Here is a 20,019-nt window from a genome sequence, read left to right as displayed (position 1 = left end):
GAAGCAATCCATGCTTCGCCGCAAGGGCAGAATGGATTGCTTCGTCGCTTCGCTCCTCGCAATGACGGAGAGAGCGGCAGTCACATGAAAGACCCTGCCATGCTTCGCCGTCTCGCCGTCGCCGCCGTGCTTTCGCTTGCCTTCACAGCGAGCGCACTCGCCGCCGACAAGCCGCACCACATCGCGATCCAGGTCGACCAGAACGACCCGCAGATCATGAATCTCGCGCTCAACAACGCGACCAACGTGATCGAATATTACCACGCCAGGAACGAGGACGTGGACGTCGACATCATCACCTACGGCCCCGGCCTGCACATGCTGCGCAGCGATACCTCGCCGGTGCAGGACCGCATCAGGCGGCTCAAGGATTTCGTGTTCCCGGGCAAGATCCAGTTCTCCGCCTGCAACAACACCAGGCAGGGCATGGAGAAGGCCGAGGGCCACGCGATCTCCGTCGTCCCCGACGCCACCATCGTACCGTCAGGTGTGGTCCATCTGATGGAGCTGCAGGAGCAGGGCTGGAGTTACGTTAGGCCGTAAAGCTCAAGACCGTGAAGCTCAACCCGTCACCCTTGTAAGTCAGGAGGCGCTGGATCGAATAGAGTGTCCGGTGCGGTAACGGACGGGAGACCGCTTCACCCCAGGGCTTTGAAGCCCGTGCCTCAGCGCGGCGCCCCGTCCGTTGTTCCATTGAACCCGAACAGTCGCGAGGGCCGCCTGGCGAGCCCGGTTGCGCAAGGATGGGTGCAGATGGACGCGATCTATGTTGGCATTGATGTATCGAAAGACCGGCTGGATGTGCATTTGCATCCGAGCGGGGAAGCCTTTGCCGTGGCGCGTGACGGCAAAGGCCTGGAAGAACTTGTTGCCCGTCTTCAGACTTGCTCGCCGACGCTGGTAGCGGTGGAAGCGACAGGCGGCTTCGAGACCATTGTCGCCGCGGCGCTGGCCGGCGCCCAGTTGCCGCTGGTGGTGGTCAATCCGGCCCAGATCCGGCACTTCGCGCAGGCGGTTGGCCAGCGCGCCAAGACCGATCCGATCGATGCGGCGATCATCGCGCGGTTTGTCGAGGCGGTGAAGCCAACGCCGCGTGCGATGCCGGATCAGGAAGCCCGGCTTCTGGCCGAACTTGTCAGCCGCCGGCGGCAGATCATCGAGATGATCGTTGCCGAGCGACAGCGCGAGAAGCGGGCCGAGAATGTGCGCGTTCGCAAGAGCCTTGCCCGCCACATCAAGGTCCTCGAGAAAGAACTGCTGGAGATCGACAACGACATCGACACGCTGGTGCGCGGTTCGCCGATCTGGCGGGCCAAGGAGGAACTGCTGGTCAGCTTTCCGGGGGTGAGCAACACGCTTGCCCGCACGTTCCTGGCCGAGGTGCCTGAACTCGGCACCCTCAATCGGCGCCAGATCGCAAGCCTCGCCGGCCTTGCTCCGTTCACCCGCCAGTCCGGCCGCTGGAAGGGCAAGAGCATGATCGGCGGCGGGCGAGCTGCACTGCGCGCCGGCCTCTACATGGCCGCCCTCTCGGCAAGCCGATATCACCCCCAACTCAAGGTCTTCTATCGACGCCTGTTGGCAGCCGGAAAGCCGAAGATGGTCGCCCTCATCGCCGTCGCTCGCAAAGTCCTCACCATCCTCAACGCCATGCTCAGGGACCAAAAACTATGGCAACCCGCTTGACGAAGAACACAGTCGCTGAGGAGCGCGCCCTTGCGCGCGTCTCGAAGGGTGAACGGCCGCGACGTCTCCGCGCGCTTTTTCCTCTTGTCAAAAGTCCCGGCCGTCCACCCTTCGAGACGCCGCTTCGCGGCTCCTCCAGCGACAACGGCAAAGCCGTTGCGCGGGGGTGACGGTGACGGATTGGCTCAGGGGATAGATTTGCTTTGAATCGACCCTATCTATGGAATAATATCCTCTTCACGACTCGACCCGGAGAACAGGTAAGCCGTCATGATCTTTCGCCAGCTCTTCGACAGCGTGTCCGGCACCTACAGCTATCTGCTCGCGAGCCGCGCCGGCGGCGAGGCGCTGATCCTCGATCCGGTGCTGGAGAAGGCCGACCGCTACTGCAAGCTGCTGCAGGAGCTCGACCTCCGGCTGGTCAAGGCGGTCGATACGCATCTGCACGCCGATCACGTTACCGGCCTCGGCGAGCTGCGGGACCGCACCCAGTGCATCACCATCATGGGCGAGCAGAGCAAGGCCGACGTGGTGTCGATGCGCGTCTCCGACGGCGACAGAGTGACGATCGAGGGCCTCTGCCTCGAGGCGCTGTACACGCCGGGCCACACCGACGATTCCTACAGCTATCTGATGGGCGACCGCGTCTTCACCGGCGACACGCTCTTGATCCGCGGCACCGGCCGCACCGATTTCCAGAACGGCAGCGCGCGGGCGCAGTATGATTCGATCTTCAACCGCCTGCTCAAGCTGCCCGAGGAAACCCTGGTGTTCCCCGCGCATGACTACAAGGGCGACACCGTCTCCACCATCGGCGAGGAGAAGCGTTACAATCCGCGGCTGCAGGTGAAATCGATCGACGACTATGTCGAGCTGATGAACAACCTCAATTTGCCGAACCCAAAGCTGATGGACGTCGTGCTGCCCGCCAACATGCATGTCGGCCTGCACCAGGACGAGTTGGCCAAGGAAGGCCTCTCCCTTAGCGCGCGCGACGCCATCGCGAGCCTCGGCCGACCCGATATCCTGCTGGTGGATTTGCGCGAGAGCGGCGAACGGGACAAGCACGGCATGCTTCCCGGCGCGCTGCACGCGCCCTATCCCGGGATTTGCGCCACGTTGCAGCCCGGTGGCATGCTGCGCGAAGTCGCGGCCGCGACCGGCCGCCGCGTCGTGTTCTTCTGCGCCTTCGGCGAACGTTCCGCGATGGCGGTAGCCGCCGCGAAGAAGGCGGGATTGGCGAACACCGCCCATATCGAAGGCGGCATCGATGCGTGGAAGAAGGCCGGCGGGCCGGTGGTGATGGGGTAACCCGTTAGCCGCGCACAATTTCTAGCACCGTCACCCTGAGGTGCGAGCGAAGCGAGCCTCGAAGGGCGACGGCCCCGCTCCCTCCGCGAACGCCCGGAAGCATCCGGGCCGTGCATCCTTCGAGACGCGCTACGCGCTCCTCAGGATGACGGATGACGAGGGATCACCGCGTCACCCGCTTGAGTTCCGCCGTCAACCGATCCAGCGCGTCCGCCAGCATCACGCCGCCGCAGACCGTCAGCCGCTCCGGCAGCACGATCCGCTTGCTCTCCGGGTAGAAGCGTTCCAGCGCCGGATGCAGCAGGAAGGCGCGGCCCTCATCCTCGGCGCGATCGCCGGCCTCCGACACCAGGATGAAATCCGGCCTCAGTTTTACAATTGCCTCCAGCGAGGCAAATCCGCCCGCGCTGAAGCCGAGCTCTCCGGCCGCGTTGGTCAGGCCAGTTGCCGCGAGCAGCGAGCTGATCAGGCTGCTGCGACCTGAGACAAAGCCGCGCCGCTCCACCGGCAGCACCCGATAGTGATGACCATCAGCCACCGCCCGCGCACGCGCGATCGCCGCATCGAGGCGCGCGATCTCGGCCCGCGCACGATCCGGATGCTGTACCACGTCGCCCATCGCGCGGATCTGGTCCCTCACCTCGTCCAGCGAGCGCGGCACCGTGAATTCGACGAGGTGCAATCCGTTGGCCTTCAGGAGATCGCGGGTCGCGCGCTTGTCGAACAGGCTGACCACAACGAGGTCGGGCTTGAGCAGCAGCACATCCTCGGCCTCGCCGGACAGAAGCGGATAGTTTCGCGCCTGCTCGGCCGCCCAGGATTGCCAGGCATCACGCGAAAAGCGGCTGAGGCCGAGGATCTGGTCCGGATCGGCCAGCGATAGCACGAGCTGGTCACTGCACACATTCATCGAGACGATGCGCGGTCCGGCGGCGGACGCGGCAGCGCACGAGATCAGCCATGCCGCTGCGGCCACCGCTGCGAGACGCTGCATCCTCATCACACGTCCGCCCATGGCACGATGACGGCCTCGCGCTGAAATTCGGCGCGGTAGGCACTGACCCGAAACACGCTGGCCAGCACGCTCTCGGACAGCGCTTCAGCGGGCGCACCTTGCGCCGCCAGCCGCCCGTCCGACAGCACCAGCACGTGATCGGCAAAGCGCGCGGCGAGCCCGAGATCGTGGGTCACCACGATGACCAGCACGCCGGTGTCGGCGACGTTGCGCAGCTTCTGCATCACGTCGATCTGGTGGCGCGGATCGAGCGAGGCGGTCGGCTCGTCGGCGAGGATCACCGGCGCTTCCACCGCCAGCACGCGGGCCAGCGCGACGCGGCTGCGTTCGCCGCCGGACAGCTCAGTGACGCGGCGGTCGCTGAATTCAGTGACGTCGACCGCCTGCATCGCGCGCAGCACCGCCTCCATATCCTTTTGCGACAACCGCGCCGGATCGGTCGCGCCATGCGGATAGCGGCCGAGCGCGACGATATCGCGCGCCGGCAGCGGCCAATGCACCATGTGCCCCTGCGGCAAATAGGCGAAGCGCTTCGCGCGCTCGCGCAGCGCAAGCGCGGCCAGCGCGTCGCCGCCGATCCTGATCTCACCGTCGGATGGAATCAGCCCGGCCAGCGCGCGCAGCAGCGTGGTCTTGCCGGCGCCGTTCGGGCCGACCAGCGCGACCAGATGGCCCGCTTCCAGTGACAGCGAAACATCGTGCAGCACCTTGCGGCTGCCGAGCGAGGCATTGAGCGCGGTGGCCGACAGCAGCGTCATGCTACGCCTCCGCCCAGCGCACGGCGTTCGCGCATGATCAGATAGAGGAAGAACGGCACGCCGATGATCGAGGTCAGCACGCCGACCTTGATATCCGACGTCGAGGGGATGATGCGCACCGCGATATCGGCGGCGAGCAGCAATGCCGAACCGGTGAGCGCGCTCGGCACCAGCAGCCGCGCCGGATCGTGACCGATCAGGGGGCGCATCAGATGCGGTGCGACGAGACCGATGAAGCCGATCGTACCTGTGACGGCGACCGCGCCGCCGACGCCGAGCGCAACGCCCGCGATCACGAGCAGCCTTAGCCGCCCGACATCGACGCCGAGGCTCTGCGCCGCCTCTTCACCCAGCGTCAACGCGCGGAACGCGCTCGCCTGGCTGAGCAGGACGGCCGCGCCCGCGATGATGAAGGGCAGCGCAAGCGCCACGTGCTGGAAGCTGCGGTCCTCCAGCGAGCCGAGCAGCCAGAATGCGATCTCCAGCACCACGAACGGATTGGCGGAGAGATTCATCACCAGCGCCGTCGCAGCCCCGGCAAAGCTCGAGATCGCGAGCCCGGCGAGGATCAGGATCAGCAGCCCGGCATTGCGGCCGGCGATTGCGAGCAACGCGAATACCGAGCCGAACGCGGCGATGATCGCGACCACCGGCAGCGCGTAGGAGCGCACATCGGCGAGGCCCAGCGCGATCACCAGCACCGCGCCGAATGCCGCCGATTGCGGCGCGCCGAACAGCGACGGCGAGGCCAGCGGATTGCGCAGCAGGCCCTGCAGCGATGCACCCGATAGCCCGAGAATACCGCCGATCGCGAATGCCAGAATGGTGCGCGGCAGCCGGATCTCGCGCACGATCACCTGCGCCACGTCGCTGCCGCCGCCGAACAGCGCCTCGATCACCGCAAGCGGCGACAGCCGCACCGGCCCGATGCCGAGCGAGAGCACGAGCAGCAGGACCACGAGCGCGAGCAGCGCCGCGGTGGCGCCCCACCGGCGCCGCGCCGCGACCTCGGCCGCCAAGGCAAAATCCTGCACGCTCATTGGATCCATGCTCTTACAGCGATCGCCGTGGCAGACAAGCGACACTCGACAGAAACCGTGGCCACCTGGCGGCCGCCCGACCTCCGCCGGATTGACTTTGCTGCCCAGCCGAACCCTAGATGAACATGACGGTTCTTTCATGAGATGAAAAGGGAATGCGGTGCGGGGAAACTTCCCCAACGCCGCGGCTGCCCCCGCAACTGTATGCGGTGAATCCTTCGTCACAGGCCACTGGGAATCTCGGTCCTGGGAAGGCGACGAAGGGTAACGACCCGCGAGCCAGGAGACCTGCCGTCAGCCGTGGTCACACGCGAAGATGCCGGTCGGGGAGTACAGGCATGAGCTTCACTTGAGGCTGCAAGCAGCTGAGCCTGCGAGCACGATGGTGAGACTGGTTGGCGGTGACGTGCCACTGACGTTACCGAGGTCTCACTTAGATGTTCTTCATCCTTTCCCATCGGCGGCGCCGCGCGCTTCTGCTCGCGTCGACGATGATCGCGTCGACAATCGTTCTCTCAACCGCACGGGCGCAGCAGGCGCCCTCTCCCAATCAGCTGCCGGCCATCGAAATCACCAAGCCGGGCGACCAGAATTTTACGCGCGCCAAGCCGGCCGCTGACGAAGCGCCGGCCCCGCGCCGCCCGGCGCCGGGCACCACGCAAGGCAACAATGTGGGCAGCGGAGCAGGATCGAACACGACAGGGACCGGACCGGCCACCGGAACGGGCGGCACAGGTGGCGGCGGCCGCCAGTTCGCCGGCATTGTCGGCTCTTCCTCGACCGTGATCACCGCCGACGACATCGCGCATTCGCCGGTGCAGTCGCTGCCCGAGATTCTCGCGCAGGTGCCGGGCGTGCAGCTGCAATCGCTTTATGGCGGCCCGAACGGCGCCAAGACCGCGGTCGACCTGCGCGGCTTCGGCGCATTCGCCTCCGACAACACCCTGTTCCTGCTCAACGGCCGCCGCCTCAACGACGTCGACAAGGCCGGCTTCGATCTCACCACGATCCCGCTCGATTCGATCGAACGCATCGAGATCACGCGCGGCAACAGCGGTGCGGTGCTCTATGGCGACAACGCGGTGGGCGGCGTGGTCAACATCATCACCAAGACCGGCGCCGGCGGTCCACCGGCCACGATCCGGGCCGAAGGCGGCTTCGGCTCGTTCAACACCCGCATGGCCGCGGTGTCCGCTGCGCTCAATTCCGGCCCGTGGTCGACCTCGTTCTACGGCAACGGCATCAAGTCCGACGGCTACCGCGTCAACAACGCACTCGACCAGCGCAACGCCGTCGGCAACGTCAACTACACGACATCGGATCTCACCGCCTTCCTCGCCATCACCGGCAGCGACCAGAAGCTCGGCCTGCCCGGCAGACGGCTGGTCGATCCGTCGATCGGCGTCAACGAACTGCTCAGCGATCGCCGCGGCGCGGCGACGCCGTTCGACTATGCCAACCAGCAATCCGCCAGCGTCACCGCCGGCTTCACCAAGACGCTGATGAATGGCGTCGACCTCATCGTCGACGGCGGCTGGCGGCAGCGCGAGACGCAAAGCGGCTTCTTCGGCACGGTGCCGACCATCAGCTTCGCCTCGACCCATAATGATGCCGCGCTGCAGACCTGGTCGCTCACGCCACGCCTCAGCGTCAAGAACGTCGTGCTGGGAATGCCGTCCACGATCCTGACCGGCATCGACTATTACGATTCGACGTTCCGCGAGGCACGCGGCGCCTATCAGGGCGTCGATCCCTACCACATCTACAATATCGAGCAGCAGACCGTGGCCGGGTACTGGCAGCACACGATCGGCCTGCTGCCGACCACCGATTTCTCCTACGGCGCGCGCGTCCAGAATACCAGCGTCTCGGCACGCGATCGCTACGATCCGAATGCGCCGTTTGCGTTCGACACGCAGGCGGCGCCGCTCGACAGCAACGAGACCCAATACGCGCTGCATGTCGGCGCCGAACATCGCTTCACCGAGACCTTCTCGGTGTTCGGCCGCGCCGCGCGCGCATTCCGCACGCCCGACGTCGACGAACGCGTCGCATCGGGTCCGTCATTCGACCCGCTGACCTTCGCCCCGATCCCGCAGAACTTCCAGCTCAAGACCCAGACGTCGCAGGACGTCGAGGGCGGCTTCCGCGTCAGGACCAATCGCTTTCAGGTCCAGACCAGCGTCTATCTGATGGATCTCGAGAACGAGATACATTTCAACCCGGTGCTGTTCTACAACGTCAATCTCGACCCCACCCGCCGCTACGGCTCAGAGACCAGCGCCTCGCTCAAGGTCAGCGACACCGTGACGTTGCGCGGCGGCATGGCGATCACCCGTGCCGTCTTCCGCGAAGGCATGTGGGCCGGCAACGACGTGCCGCTGGTGTCGCGCTACACCGGCAATCTCGGCGTGACCTGGAATATCTGGCAGAACTATCTGGTGTTCGACGCCACGGTGCGGGCCTGGAGCTCGCGCATCATGGACAACGACCAGGCCAACACCCAGAGCCGGATTCCCGGCAACGCCACCGCCGATCTCAAGCTCAGCGGGCAGGTCGACCGCTTCTTCTGGTCGCTCAGCGTGAACAATCTGTTCAACGCGCTCTACTATGACTACGCCATCGCTAGCTCGTTCACGGCCGGCCGCTTTTCGGCCTATCCGCTGCCCGGCCGCACCTACATGGTCAAGGCGGGCGCAACGTTTTAGAGCATGATGGGCGCGGCGGGTGTGACCCGGCCGCGCCATCTCCTTACGTTACAAGCCCCGGGGAACTGGAGTAGAATTCCGGCAGATGATTTGACCCGCGCAGGGGAAACGCATGGCCAAGGCCGGAAAGAAGAGCAAGGGCGGCGGCAAAACCGACGACAAGACCGACGACAAGTCGAAAAAGCCTCCGCCGCCCGCAGCGCCACAGGACGACGACTATTATGAGGATGGCGACATCGCCACGCCAAAGGTCGATCGCTACGGCAATGACGACGAGCCGTTGTAGGGTTGACCGATATCCATCCTCCGTCGTCCCGGGCAAGCGAAGCGCGACCCGGGACCCATAACCACGAATGCCAATTGTCTCACAATGCTGGGGCCACAGCCCTCTTCCACAATCCAATCCTGTGGTTATGGGTCCTGGCTTTCGCCAGGACGACGTGGTGAGGTATCGCGCAAAAAATCCTCACCCTCGATCTTCCTGATACTGCCGCGATCGAGCAGATGCGCACCAAAGCCGCCGCGTGCCAGCGATGAGGCGATCGGCGGCGATGCCAGTAGCAATACTGTCGTCATCGCGAGCGGCACGGCACTGAGCCAATCGAGCCGCACCGGCGTCAACTCTTCGCTGCTTCCCCGATAAAGACCTTCGCCCGCGGCGATGCGGCCGCATTCCCTGATCAGGTCGCGCCGCGTGCCGTCGCGCGATGCGCTGCCGAGCAGCGCCTGCATGGCGAGATGCGTCCGCACCCCGGCGCGGCCATCGGCCAGCGGCGCCGGCGTCTCACCGAGCGAGACCCGCAGCAGCAAATCGACCAGATCGGTGCCGGACCGGCACGCGTTGACAGGCTCGACCAGCCGCGGGTTGCAGTCGATCAAGAGCGGCGTCGCGCTGTCGAGCGGCATGATGACGTCGACCGAGAGCGCGCCGTGCCAGCCGAGATGCGCGCCGATCGTCTCGAGCGCAGCACGGATCGCCGGCCGGCTCACGCTCTCCTTGATCGCCTCGCCGCCGCCGACACCGGCCGCGATCTGCCGGTAGGCGTGGAAGCCGACCAGCGTGCCGCGGCAGAACACCGACTGGGCCTTCTCGACCGTGCCGGTGATGAGATCCTGCGCCAGCACCTCGCCGGCAAAATCGCCGGCGGATTCGAGGTCGTAGAGTGTGCGATTGAGATCACCGGCGTCGCGCACGAACCAGACGCCGCGGCTCGCGGTGCCGACCGACGTCTTGACCACGGACGGAAACCGCACCGCCTCGCGCAGCTCGTCGGCCGAGCGGACGATCCGGGTCGGCGGCTGCGGCGGGCCGAGCCGCTCGAGCAACCGGCTGAACCCGGCCTTGCTGTGCACCGCGCGATAGCTGTCGAAATCCGGCAGCGCGAGACCGGTACGTGGTGTCAGTCGCGCCGCGGCGCGGGCGAACAGGAAGCCCTGCTCGTGGGTCGGCAGCAGCACATCGAAATGCCGCGACGCCAACAGCCGCTCGACGAAGCGGAGGAAGCCGGCCGGATCTGACCGCAGCGGCGGACAATGATGGTATTTGCGGACAAAGCGGGAATAACGCGCGAGGCACCAGCGCGAGGGATCGCAGACCTCGACGTGATGGCCGGCCAGCCCCAGGATCGTGATCGCCTCGCGGCCGGAGGTGCTGGAGCCCTCTGACACAAGCACCCGGAGCGGCTTTTTGGCGTCGATCATGGCCGATCATCACCGCAGGACCGCACTTTGTCGCCGCCTTTAATGCCGCATGTGTCGATCCGGCACGCCCGCGCCGGGGGCAGCCATGCGCCCGCGTTCATGGACAATTAGCGGCCAGCCTTTATTTTCTGCCGGCCCTGCCGGGCATTTTTTTGACGCGTTTTCGTCACGCGAACCGGTACCCCCTTCGCTCGAAAACGCTTTGGAATTGGGGCTTCACTGACATGGTCGACATTCTGGCCGCACCGCAGCAAGCGAAAGCCGACAGCGCGCTGCGCACGCTGACGGGAATTTCGGTCGCCCATTGGGTCAGCCATTTCCATATCTTCGTGCTGCCGATGCTGTTCCCGTTCCTGAAGCAGCAACTCGGCGTCGGCTATGTCGAACTCGGGTTCGCGCTGACGGTGTTTGCGGTGGTGTCGGGCCTGACCCAGGCGCCGATCGGCTACCTCGCCGACCATATCGGCGCGCGCAAGATCCTGCTGATCGGGCTGACCATCGGCGGCTGCGCGCTGATCGGGCTCGGCCTGCATCTGAGCTATACGTCGCTGATCGCTCTGTGCCGTGGCGCTTGGCCTCGCCAACAGCGTCTATCATCCGGCTGACTACGCCATCCTCTCGGCCCATATGGACGAGGCGCGGATGGGCCGCGCCTTCTCGATCCACACCTTTGCCGGCTTCCTCGGCGGCGCGGTGGCGCCTGCGATCATGGCAGCGCTCGTCGCCTCGATCGGCGGCCCCGGCGCGCTGATCGTGGCCGGCGCGGTCGGCCCGCTGGTGGCGCTGTTCCTGATCGTGCTCGGCATTCCCGATGCCGGCGCCAACAGGAACAAGCCGAAGGACGATGCGACGCCGAAGGCGAGCGTGATCACGCCGGCACTGATGGTGCTGACGGCGTTCTTCACGCTGCTCAGCCTGTCGACCTCGGGCATCAACAATTTCGGCGTGGTTGCGCTGATGGGCGGTTACGGCGCGTCGTTCTCGACCGCCAACATCGCGCTCACCGCGTTCCTCGGCGCCAGCGCAGCGGGCGTGCTCGCCGGCGGCTATCTCGCCGACTGGACCCATCGCCACAGCCAGCTCGCCGCGGCCTGCTTCGCGGTCAATGCCGTGCTGGTCGTGCTGGTCGCACTGGTGAACCTACCGCCCGTGGCGCTCACGCTCGCGATGGGGCTTGCCGGATTCCTTGGCGGCGTGATCGCGCCATCCCGCGACATGATGGTGCGCAATGCCGCGCCTCCCGGTGCCGCCGGCCGCGCCTTCGGCATCGTCTCCACCGGCTTCAACTTCGGCGGCATCGTGAGCCCGCTGCTGTTCGGCTGGATCATGGATCGGCACATGCCGCACTGGGTGTTCGGCGCCTCCGCGGTCTTTATGGTGCTGACCGTGCTGCTTGCGCTGGTCACCGAGCGCAAGCCGCAGGCCTCCGCACTTGCGATCCAGGCGCAGCCCCGTTAGGCAACCCCCGCGGATCGCCTTCCGCCTCAGGACTCACCGGCCCCAGAATGCGGGCGTCGTCTTGAACCGCCGCCAACTCTTGCGCAGCGTTTTCGCCACCGCGATCTGATCGCGGGCGAGCCAGCCGGCCATCGCGCCGATGCCAAGATGAAGCGCAGGCTGGTCGTCCTGCCGGATGGCATGGAGCAGCACGCGCGTGCTTCCGATGTCGCACACCCGCCCCAGACTGGTCTGCAGCCCGGCGAGCCGCTTCACGTAGCGCTTCGCCGGCGCGTGCGACGCATAGAGCGGCAGGAAGAACTCCGCCGCATAGCGCAACTTCTTGAGGTTGATTCTGAGATTGTGCTGCGCGTGGATATCGAGCCGCCGGAAGCGCGCACCGCGCTTCAATGTCTTGCGATGCAATCGTTCCAGAATTTGATCGGCGAGCACCGGCATTGGCTGCGACAGCACAGCCAGCGCTTCGCTGTCGATCTCGTTGCGCCAGCCGCGGCGTTCCACCAGATGCCCCAGCGAGAGCAGGAAGCGGCTGCATCGAGGGTCAGCCAGAACGCTTTGCAAGGCCCCGTAGCTCGACTTCCGTTGCTGTTGAACCGCCTGGCGGAGGCCATCCAGGTCGATATCCGGAACCGCACTGACCAGACGGTTGATCGTCGTCTCGGCGAAGACGTCCCAATCCCGGGCCTTGCCGAGTTGCCGCATCAGCCATTTTGCTTCGCTGTTGATCGCCAGGAATGCCGGCGATGGAATGTCGCGCCGGAACAGCGCGCAGATCGTCCGCAAGCGCCGCAAGGCCACGCGCATCTGGTGCACGCCTTCGGGGTCCGATCCCTGCTCGGCCACCGCGTGATTTCTCAAAAGATGGTGCCAGCAGGAGCCCACCAACAGCGCGATGACGTCGTCGACCGCAAGCTCCGCGGTGATGCCTGGCAACTCGGCCTTCGCCGCCGACGGCGCGACATCGAACGCGAGCGCATAGCCGCGTTCCGCCTTGCTCCGCGTGCCGATCTGCAGCGGCGCTGCATCGAGCAACTGGGTTCCGAGATCGAACAGGACGCCGGCATTGCCGCTCTTCAGTTCAAGCTCGATTTCCGACAGCACCTCCTGGCGCGCATCGGCCTCGATCGTCCCCTCGTCGAATGCGATCTCAACCGACGCATCGGGCAGATCGAGCTGCCGCGCGTGGCGGCGCACTTTTGTCGCGAACACCGGCACCAGCGCAACGTTGCTCAGCGCCGCCACGGGATCGCCGATCTCGTCGGCGGGGAACCGCGCCAGATCAGGGGCGATGCCTTCAACCGCCGCCTCCCATTGGCGTCGCATCAGAGGCTGCGCGCCATTGGGTGAAAGCTTCAGCGTCTGGATGAAGGTCTTGCCGCTGCGTCGCACGCGCAGCGACATGCCATGCTGAAACAGTAGCCGCTCCGGCGTGTCGTAATAGACCGTTTCCAGCCGGTGAAATGCACCGCGATTGCGCGCATGCTGCACGATGCAGGCTGCCTCGCGCAGTTTTTCGAGGCTTCCTTGCGGCGCAAGCAGCTTGAGTTCGATTTCCGCCTGATCGCCATGCCTGACGGCAATGGGAGTCCCCGCATCGGTCACGACCGGCCGCCGTCCATTCAATGAAATCGCCCCAGGATGGTCTATGAAGGTTTCATGACAATGACAAGGAATATCGCTGTATTGCAGCGCGCATTGGCGCGAATTGCATCTAAAAATACTCCTTTAAGTCGCATTTGACTGCATCGCCATTCAAGGGCGCGAAGCGTTATGCGCAGCAGGAATTCATTCCGATCGCCGCGACAGCACCTGCTTCAAGAGCGGCTCGATCCGCGACAGCTCATCGAGATGAACCGCAGACAGTTCGGCAAGATGATCGGCCGCGAGGCCGGTTAGCTTCAGCCGCACCCGCCGCTGGTCAGCGGGGTCAAATTTCCGCAACGCGCAATCCCCGCTGCCTAATCATCGCCAGCGCATCCCAGAGCTTCACCGGCGATGGTTGACAGCATCAAGGGCTCACCCATGATGCCGCATAACCAAGAACAGCCTCGGGATGAAATGCCATGACCTCGACCCCAGACCTCGTGATCCGCGGCGGCAACATCGCCGACGGCAAGGGCGGCGACCTCTATGAAGCCGATGTCGCGATCTCGGGCGGCAGGATCACCGAAGTCGGCAAGGTCTCTGCAAAAGGCAAGGAGGAGATCGACGCCCGCGGCAAGCTCGTCGCGCCCGGCTTCGTCGACGTCCACACCCATTACGACGGCCAGGTGACCTGGAGCCAGGACATCACGCCGTCGTCGCAGAACGGCGTCACCACCGCGATCATGGGCAATTGCGGCGTCGGCTTCGCGCCGTGCCGGCCGAGCGACCACGGCCGGCTGATCGAGCTGATGGAAGGCGTCGAGGACATTCCGGAGCCGGTGCTGAGCGCCGGCATTCCGTGGGCGTGGGAAAGCTTCCCCGACTACATGGAATGGCTGTCGAAGCGCAGTTTCGACATGGACATCGGCGCGCAACTGCCGCACGCGGCGCTCCGGGTCTATGTGATGGGCGAGCGCGGCGCGCGCCGCGATCCTGCCACGCCCGAGGACAACCAGGCGATGGCGGCGCTCGCCGGCGACGCGGTGCGATCGGGCGCGCTGGGCTTCTCGACCTCGCGCACGCTCAATCACCGCACCTCGACCGGCGACTACACGCCAACGCTGAAGGCAGGCGAGGATGAATTGACCGCGATCGCCGGCGCGATGCACGGCGTCGGTCGCAGCGTGCTGCAATTCGTGCTCGACCAGAGCACCGTGCATGAGGACCTGCCGATGATGCTGCGGGTCGCCGAGAACACAAGGTGCCCGATCTCGTTCTCGGTCGCCCAGGCCGACAAGGCGCCGCGGCGCTGGCGGCAGACCATGGACACCATCAATGAAGCCGCCGCCCGCGGCCTGTCGATCACGACCCAGATTGCCGCGCGCCCCGTCGGGCTGCTGCTTGGGCTCGAATTGTCGCGCAACCCGTTCCAGACCCATCCGAGCTATCGCGAAATCGCCAAGCTGCCGCTGGCCGAACGGCTGACGCATCTGCGCCGGCCCGAAGTGCGCGCGGCGATCCTGAACGAAACCGCTACCGCAACCGACGACCCGCTGTTCTTCCGGCCCAACTACGACAAGATGTATCTCCTGGGCAATCCGCCCGACTATGAGCAGCCGCCGGAGAACGCGCTCGGCCCGCAGGCGCGCCGCCAGGGCCGGCAGCCGGAAGAGCTCGCTTACGACGCGATGCTGACCGACGAGGGCCGCGGCATGCTCTATGTGCCGTTCCTGAATTATGCCGACGGCAATCTCGATGCCGTGCATGAGATGCTGCGCGAACCGAGCGCGGTGCCCGGCCTGTCCGACGGCGGCGCGCATTGCGGCATCATCTGCGATGCCAGCTTCCCGACCTATCTCTTGACGCATTGGACGCGCGACCGCAGCCGCGGCGAGAAGCTCTCGATCCCGTTCGTGATCGCGGCGCAGTCGCGCAAGACCGCGCTGTCGGTCGGGCTCACCGACCGCGGCGTGATCGCGCCGGGCTTCAAGGCCGACGTCAACGTGATCGACTACGACCGGCTGCATCTGCATCCGCCGAAGGTCCATTACGACCTGCCGGTCGGCGGCCGCCGTCTCCTGCAACAGGTCGACGGCTACGACGCGACCATCGTTTCCGGCGTGGTGACCCAGCGCGAAGGCAAGGCCACCGGCGCACGGCCGGGCAGGCTGGTGCGCGGCGCGCAGGGGTTGAACTGAGGTAGCTTGTAGCCCGGATGAAGCGAAGCGCAATCCGGGGCAGCTCTATCCGCGGATAGCAAGGCCCCGGATTTCGCTGCGCTTCATCCGGGCGACAGAGAGTCCGGGCTACGGAGAGCTCGACATTGACGCGAACCGCGGCCGCCGCGTCACCCTCCCCTGGAGGGCAGGGCTATCGCATGTGGCCGAGGAGTTCGAAGAGGAATGCATCGTTCCATCCGGCGCGCTTGAGCTTGCCGCGCAGGGAGACTGTCGTGTCCGGGTGGGCTTGGGCGACGTTGAGAGCCAGACGCCTGAGCACGGCCAGGTTGGCCGGTCCGTTGCCCTTGCGATTGCGGGCAAGGTCCTCGTCGAGGGTGACGTCGAGCGGCCAGTGCAGGCGATTTTCGATGCCCCAATGAGCACGGACGATGCGCAGGACCTCTTTGCGGCTGTAGGGGCGGCTCATCAGGAAGTAGCGCTCGACCGTGTCGTCCTGTCCCCGCTTGCTGGTGATGCGGGCGACAGCTTTGAGGCCCGGAAAGTCGTACTTCTTGGCCATGCCAGGAACCGATGCGACCAGCGCCACACGCTTCTCGTTGCGTCCATGTTCCGCATCGATGGTGGTCAGCGAGGTCTTGCCCTTGCGTTTGACGGCGCGGATTGCGGCTTTGGCATCCTCCAACAGAGCGGGCTGGTTCGCCTTCACCGCCAGCACGTAGTCACCGCCCCGTGCCACAATCGCTTCGGCCATCCCGCGGTGGCAATGCAGGGCATCGGCCGTGACCACGCAGCCCTTGAGTTGCAGAAGCGCAAGCAACTGCAGGGCACCGTCGGCTTCGTTGTTGTTCGGCGCCAGCACATTGGCGAGCGCCATGCGCGTCTGCTCCGCCCAGGCGGTCACCATCACCGGCGGCATGTGGCTCCTGCCGCGTTCGTAACCCCGCCGCAACGCCTTGCCGTCGAGCGCGATCACCCCGCGCGGCCGCTTGATCTTCGCGCCTTGCGCAAAGGCCGTCATAAAACGCCGGAACGCGACCTCGAACGCCTTCGGATCGAGCATCCGGAATACCCGGCTGAACGTGTCGTGGCTCGGCAGGCCATTCTTGAGCTCCAGCACATCCTGCCAAAGATAGGCCTTCATCCGGGCAAACAGCGCCATGTCGGTGCAACTCGTCGCCCCGCACAGCGTCGCCATCAGTGCGATGAACAAGATCTCGGTCAGGTCATGCAGCGCGTTGTCGGCCCGCGGGTCGGGCAAATCTTCAAAGCACTCGGCAAATCGTTGCATCGGCCGCTCCCTCTAGATCAGGAGCGACCTTCAGAATCTCTTTCTCCCGATTTGGCAACTACTTGCAGCCGCGCACGTGCGATTCCCCTGCCCTGGAGGGGGAGGGTCGCTGGGCATGTAGCGAAGCGGAATGCGCAGCGGGGCCGGGTGACGGTCTCTCCACACGGATGCTGCCCGTGTTGAGAGATCACCCCACCCCGTCTCACATTTCGCAGCGCTCAATGTGATCCGACCCTCCCCCTTCAGGGGAGGGTGGAAGCCGCGTCCCTTACGTCGGCGACATCGCGCCCTTGATCGTGCCTGCTGGCTGCGACGTGCCGGTCAGCCGCGCACGCTCGGTGTTCGGCCACAGCAGCAGCAATCCGAGCAGGCCGGAGCCGGCCATAATCGCGGCGTTGATGGTGAAGCCGCTCATGTAGCCGGCCATCGGCGTGGCGGCGTGCTGGATCACACTGCCCATCACCATCGGCGCCATGATGCCCGAGATGGTGTACAGCGCACCGTAGATCGCGATGATCGCGCCACGCTGCGACACCGGCGTGAACTCGCCGAGCATCGGCGGGCACACCACATAGATCGAGCCGCACAGGCCGGAGCCGATCACCAGCAGTGCGATCATCAGCGCGCCCGGCGGCGCATAGGGCAGCGCAGCGAGGATGCAGCCGCCGACGATCAACGGCACCGAGCCGAGCACGCCGCGCGCGCCGCGGGTGGTGAAGCCGCGCGCCAGCATCAGCTGCGAGATCCAGCCGGTCAGGAGCACGATCGTCGCACCGAAGATCCAGGGCAGGATCGAGACGAAGCCGGCCTGCTGCTGCGAGAAGCCGAGCCCCTCGATGATGAAGGAAGTGAACCAGGTCAGGCCCAACGACAACGCCCAATAGGCACCGAAGGTCGCGACCACGCAGCCGACGAAAGTTCGCGACGTCAGCAGCTTCCAGTAAGGAATCCGTGGCTCGTCGGCAGCAACGGCAGCCGTCGACACCAGCGGCCCTTCCTTGCCGAGCGCGAACCAGGCGACGGTCCAGAGCAGGCCGACGATGCCGAGCGCGCCGAAGGCGTGATGCCAGCTGTGATTGACGATGATCCAGTTCAGCGCGGGCACCGCGAGGATCACGCCAAACGCCGAACCCTGCGACAGGATCGCGGTCGGCAGCGTGCGCTTCTCATCCGGAAACCATTTGTAGATCGCGTGCGCGGCGACCGAGAAGGCCGGTCCCTCGCCGGCGCCGAGGATGATGCGGCAGATCGTGAGCGTCGTGAGGCTGACGGTGCCGATCATCGGAAATTGCGTCAGCGACCAGATCACCGCCAGGATCAGCAGCACCCAACGCGTGTCGACGCGGTTGACGATGAAGCCGACCACGATCGCCGAGATCGAGAACAGATAGAAAAAGGATGAGCCGAGATCGCCGAACTGCTCCGGGGTGAGACCCATCTCCTTCCGGATCGGCACGCCGGCAAGCCCGACCACGATCTTGTCCGCAAAGTTCACCACCATGTACAGGAACAGAAGGAAGGTGATTTGCCAGGCGCCTTTGGGCGTCCCCTTCGACATCCCTTTGGGCGTCGGTTGCGTCGTCATGTCTGGCTCCCCGTCGTTTCGTTTTTTGGCTTCGTAAGATCGGCCCCGTCAGGCGATGCTAGCCACGCCTCGCCGCGCAACGCAACACCGCATTTCCTCGGGTTCTGTGGCCGGCGCGGCACGATGGCCGGGCAGGCGCGTCCGATCACGATCGCGTCGTCGCGGCCAGTGAAGCGGTGATCTGTCGTGGGCCGGCTGCTATGCTCGGGGCAACGAAAAGCCGAGGTTATTGAAGGTTGGGTTATTTCATGAACAGATCGATCCTTCGCGCGGCCGCCTGCGCCGCGCTTGTGTCCGCCACGCTGCTCGCCGTGCCTCAAGTCCGCGCCGAGGACGCCGCCGGTCCCGACTATGCGGCGATCGTCGCCGCGCCCGATCGCAGCGATGCGGATCGCCAGGTCGACCAGCGCCGCCAGCCGGCCAAGATGCTGGCCTTTGCCGGCGTCAAGCCCGGCATGAACATCCTCGACATGGCGGCGAGCGCCGGCTACAGCACCGAACTGTTGGCGCGTACCGTGGCTCCGTCGGGCAAGGTCTACGCGCAGGATTCGGCGACCGTGCTCGAGCGCTTCGTCAAGGACAAGTTCGACACCCGCGCCAAGGCGCCGGCGATGAAGAACGTCGTCCATGTCGTGCGCGACTATGACGACCCGATCCCGCCCGAGGTCAACAACCTCGACATGATCACCTTGTTCTTTTTCTATCACGACATCAGCTATCTGCCGGTCGATCGCGCCGCGATGAACAAGAAGATGTTCGCCGCGCTGAAGCCGGGCGGCTTCCTGGTCATCGCGGACCACTCGGCCAAGGCCGGCGAAGGCGTAAGCGTCGCCAAGACGCTGCACCGGATCGAGGAGAGCACCCTGAAGCAGGAGATCGAGGCAGCCGGCTTCAAGCTGGTGGCCGAGGCCGATTTCCTGCATCATGCGGAGGACCCGAAGGACATTCCCGTCTTCAAGGCGCCGGTGCCGATCGACGAGTTCGTCCTGAAATACCAGAAGCCTTGAATGAGGCACGGCCATCGCTTCACCTGACCAGACCGCCGCGGTGCTTCGCGTCACCGGCCTGACCAAGAGTTACCGCTCTGCCGGTGAAGACGTCGCGGTGCTGCGCGGCGTCGATCTCACTGTCACGACCGGCGAGAGCGTGGCGCTGTCAGGCGAATCCGGCAGCGGCAAGAGCACGCTGCTGCATTTGATCGCGGGGCTCGATGCCGCCGACAGCGGCGAGATCAGGCTCGCCGACATCACCGTTTCCGGTCTCAACGACGCCGGCCGCGCCGAGTTGCGCCGCGACCGGCTCGGCCTCGTGTTCCAGCAGTTCAACCTGATCCCGAGTCTCACGGTTGCGGACAATCTCGTGTTCCAGTCCCGCATCGCCGGCCGCCACGATGCGGCCTGGCATGACGAACTGGTCGAGCGCCTCGGGCTCAAGCCGCTGCTGAAGCGCTATCCCGAGCAATTGTCCGGCGGCCAGCAGCAGCGCGTCGCGATCGGCCGCGCGCTGGCGCCGAAGCCGCTGTTGCTGCTTGCCGACGAGCCGACCGGCAATCTCGACGAGGACACCGCCGACGAGGTGCTGCTTCTGGCGCGCGATCTGGTTGCTCGCACCGGCTGCGGCTTCCTGATGGTCACTCACAGCGCGCGGCTCGCCGCGACGTTGGACCGCCAGGTCACCCTGCATGCCGGGGTGGTGGCGTGATCAG

General features: G+C 65.6%; 16 protein-coding genes, 1 pseudogene and 1 riboswitch. Of the genes and pseudogenes, 9 read left to right on the top strand and 8 right to left on the bottom strand.

Annotation, left to right across the window (positions count from 1 at the left end; all coding sequences use genetic code 11):
* Positions 1-84 precede the first annotated feature (84 nt).
* The 3 genes from ACVIGB_RS34800 to ACVIGB_RS34790 all read left to right on the top strand — a co-directional run bounded on the left by ACVIGB_RS34800 (position 85) and on the right by ACVIGB_RS34790 (position 2,997).
* Complete coding sequence (locus ACVIGB_RS34800) at positions 85-543, top strand: DsrE family protein (RefSeq protein ID WP_456719263.1); 459 nt, start codon at positions 85-87, stop codon at positions 541-543.
* A 210-nt stretch (positions 544-753) separates the two neighbouring features.
* Positions 754-1,686, top strand: a complete 933-nt coding sequence (locus tag ACVIGB_RS34795) for an IS110 family transposase (protein WP_456718658.1) — start codon at positions 754-756, stop codon at positions 1,684-1,686.
* 270 nt (positions 1,687-1,956) lie between these two features.
* The gene (locus ACVIGB_RS34790) at positions 1,957-2,997 is read left to right on the top strand and encodes an MBL fold metallo-hydrolase (RefSeq protein ID WP_456719264.1); all 1,041 of its coding nucleotides are present in this window, start codon (positions 1,957-1,959) and stop codon (positions 2,995-2,997) included.
* A gap of 163 nt (positions 2,998-3,160) precedes the next feature.
* On the opposite strand, the gene ACVIGB_RS34785 is transcribed toward ACVIGB_RS34790, so the two are convergent.
* Genes ACVIGB_RS34785 through ACVIGB_RS34775 form a run of 3 tightly spaced genes read right to left on the bottom strand, consistent with a single transcriptional unit; the run spans position 3,161 to position 5,810 of the window.
* Complete coding sequence (locus tag ACVIGB_RS34785; RefSeq protein ID WP_456725005.1) at positions 3,161-3,991, bottom strand: ABC transporter substrate-binding protein; 831 nt, start codon at positions 3,989-3,991, stop codon at positions 3,161-3,163.
* Positions 3,992-3,996: 5 nt separating this feature from the next.
* Entirely contained in the window at positions 3,997-4,770 is a 774-nt protein-coding gene (locus ACVIGB_RS34780; protein ID WP_456719265.1) for an ABC transporter ATP-binding protein, read from the bottom strand.
* The gene (locus tag ACVIGB_RS34775; protein WP_456719266.1) at positions 4,767-5,810 is read right to left on the bottom strand and encodes a FecCD family ABC transporter permease; all 1,044 of its coding nucleotides are present in this window, start codon (positions 5,808-5,810) and stop codon (positions 4,767-4,769) included. The genes ACVIGB_RS34780 and ACVIGB_RS34775 overlap by 4 nt, the downstream gene beginning before the upstream one ends.
* Before the next feature lie 112 nt (positions 5,811-5,922).
* Positions 5,923-6,120, top strand: a riboswitch (cobalamin riboswitch).
* 127 nt (positions 6,121-6,247) lie between these two features.
* Here ACVIGB_RS34775 and ACVIGB_RS34770 point away from each other — a divergent pair.
* A complete protein-coding gene (locus tag ACVIGB_RS34770) occupies positions 6,248-8,518 on the top strand; it encodes a TonB-dependent receptor (protein WP_456719267.1) in 2,271 nt (756 codons plus the stop codon).
* Between the two features lie 112 nt (positions 8,519-8,630).
* On the top strand, positions 8,631-8,804 hold the full coding sequence (locus tag ACVIGB_RS34765; RefSeq protein ID WP_456719268.1) for a hypothetical protein: 174 nt from the start codon (positions 8,631-8,633) through the stop codon (positions 8,802-8,804).
* 125 nt (positions 8,805-8,929) lie between these two features.
* Here the strand turns inward: ACVIGB_RS34765 and ACVIGB_RS34760 are convergent, their stop codons facing one another.
* Positions 8,930-10,219 carry a hypothetical protein gene (locus tag ACVIGB_RS34760; protein WP_456719269.1) on the bottom strand — a complete coding sequence of 430 codons (1,290 nt, stop codon included), beginning with the start codon at positions 10,217-10,219 and terminating at the stop codon, positions 8,930-8,932.
* Positions 10,220-10,443: 224 nt separating this feature from the next.
* Between ACVIGB_RS34760 and ACVIGB_RS34755 the strand changes: the two are divergent.
* A pseudogene (locus ACVIGB_RS34755) lies at positions 10,444-11,677 on the top strand (MFS transporter).
* A 33-nt stretch (positions 11,678-11,710) separates the two neighbouring features.
* Here ACVIGB_RS34755 and ACVIGB_RS34750 read toward each other — a convergent pair.
* Both ACVIGB_RS34750 and ACVIGB_RS34745 read right to left on the bottom strand, forming a co-directional pair.
* Positions 11,711-13,279 (bottom strand): CYTH and CHAD domain-containing protein, encoded by a 1,569-nt coding sequence (locus ACVIGB_RS34750; protein ID WP_456719271.1) that lies wholly within the window; start codon positions 13,277-13,279, stop codon positions 11,711-11,713.
* A 183-nt stretch (positions 13,280-13,462) separates the two neighbouring features.
* A complete protein-coding gene (locus ACVIGB_RS34745; RefSeq protein ID WP_456719272.1) occupies positions 13,463-13,618 on the bottom strand; it encodes a hypothetical protein in 156 nt (51 codons plus the stop codon).
* Between the two features lie 122 nt (positions 13,619-13,740).
* On the opposite strand from ACVIGB_RS34745, the gene ACVIGB_RS34740 reads away from it, so the two are divergent.
* Positions 13,741-15,459, top strand: a complete 1,719-nt coding sequence (locus tag ACVIGB_RS34740; protein ID WP_456719273.1) for an N-acyl-D-amino-acid deacylase family protein — start codon at positions 13,741-13,743, stop codon at positions 15,457-15,459.
* 172 nt (positions 15,460-15,631) lie between these two features.
* Here ACVIGB_RS34740 and ACVIGB_RS34735 read toward each other — a convergent pair whose 3' ends face one another.
* Positions 15,632-16,729 (bottom strand): ISAs1 family transposase, encoded by a 1,098-nt coding sequence (locus ACVIGB_RS34735; protein ID WP_456718630.1) that lies wholly within the window; start codon positions 16,727-16,729, stop codon positions 15,632-15,634.
* 268 nt (positions 16,730-16,997) lie between these two features.
* Positions 16,998-18,314: an MFS transporter gene (locus ACVIGB_RS34730; RefSeq protein ID WP_456719274.1), complete on the bottom strand. Its 1,317-nt coding sequence runs from the start codon at positions 18,312-18,314 to the stop codon at positions 16,998-17,000.
* A gap of 248 nt (positions 18,315-18,562) precedes the next feature.
* On the opposite strand from ACVIGB_RS34730, the gene ACVIGB_RS34725 reads away from it, so the two are divergent.
* Both ACVIGB_RS34725 and ACVIGB_RS34720 read left to right on the top strand, forming a co-directional pair.
* Positions 18,563-19,321, top strand: coding sequence for a class I SAM-dependent methyltransferase (locus ACVIGB_RS34725; RefSeq protein WP_456719275.1), 759 nt, complete (start codon positions 18,563-18,565; stop codon positions 19,319-19,321).
* A 40-nt stretch (positions 19,322-19,361) separates the two neighbouring features.
* On the top strand, positions 19,362-20,015 hold the full coding sequence (locus ACVIGB_RS34720; protein ID WP_456719276.1) for an ABC transporter ATP-binding protein: 654 nt from the start codon (positions 19,362-19,364) through the stop codon (positions 20,013-20,015).
* The last annotated feature ends 4 nt before the right edge of the window (positions 20,016-20,019 follow it).

The sequence above is a fragment of the Bradyrhizobium sp. USDA 4341 genome (assembly GCF_054063755.1).
Note: the sequence above shows the minus strand (reverse complement) of the source record. Positions and strands in the feature narration are given on the sequence as shown.

Bases quoted from the DNA above. Each gene is read 5' to 3' on its own strand.
- ACVIGB_RS34800 (WP_456719263.1), top strand. From the start codon at position 85: ATGAAAGACCCTGCCATGCTTCGCCGTCTCGCCGTCGCCGCCGTGCTT.
- ACVIGB_RS34795 (WP_456718658.1), top strand. From the start codon at position 754: ATGGACGCGATCTATGTTGGCATTGATGTATCGAAAGACCGGCTGGAT.
- ACVIGB_RS34790 (WP_456719264.1), top strand. From the start codon at position 1,957: ATGATCTTTCGCCAGCTCTTCGACAGCGTGTCCGGCACCTACAGCTAT.
- ACVIGB_RS34785 (WP_456725005.1), bottom strand. From the start codon at position 3,991: ATGCAGCGTCTCGCAGCGGTGGCCGCAGCGGCATGGCTGATCTCGTGC.
- ACVIGB_RS34780 (WP_456719265.1), bottom strand. From the start codon at position 4,770: ATGACGCTGCTGTCGGCCACCGCGCTCAATGCCTCGCTCGGCAGCCGC.
- ACVIGB_RS34775 (WP_456719266.1), bottom strand. From the start codon at position 5,810: ATGAGCGTGCAGGATTTTGCCTTGGCGGCCGAGGTCGCGGCGCGGCGC.
- ACVIGB_RS34770 (WP_456719267.1), top strand. From the start codon at position 6,248: ATGTTCTTCATCCTTTCCCATCGGCGGCGCCGCGCGCTTCTGCTCGCG.
- ACVIGB_RS34765 (WP_456719268.1), top strand. From the start codon at position 8,631: ATGGCCAAGGCCGGAAAGAAGAGCAAGGGCGGCGGCAAAACCGACGAC.
- ACVIGB_RS34760 (WP_456719269.1), bottom strand. From the start codon at position 10,219: ATGATCGACGCCAAAAAGCCGCTCCGGGTGCTTGTGTCAGAGGGCTCC.
- ACVIGB_RS34740 (WP_456719273.1), top strand. From the start codon at position 13,741: ATGACCTCGACCCCAGACCTCGTGATCCGCGGCGGCAACATCGCCGAC.
- ACVIGB_RS34735 (WP_456718630.1), bottom strand. From the start codon at position 16,729: ATGCAACGATTTGCCGAGTGCTTTGAAGATTTGCCCGACCCGCGGGCC.
- ACVIGB_RS34730 (WP_456719274.1), bottom strand. From the start codon at position 18,314: ATGACGACGCAACCGACGCCCAAAGGGATGTCGAAGGGGACGCCCAAA.
- ACVIGB_RS34725 (WP_456719275.1), top strand. From the start codon at position 18,563: ATGAACAGATCGATCCTTCGCGCGGCCGCCTGCGCCGCGCTTGTGTCC.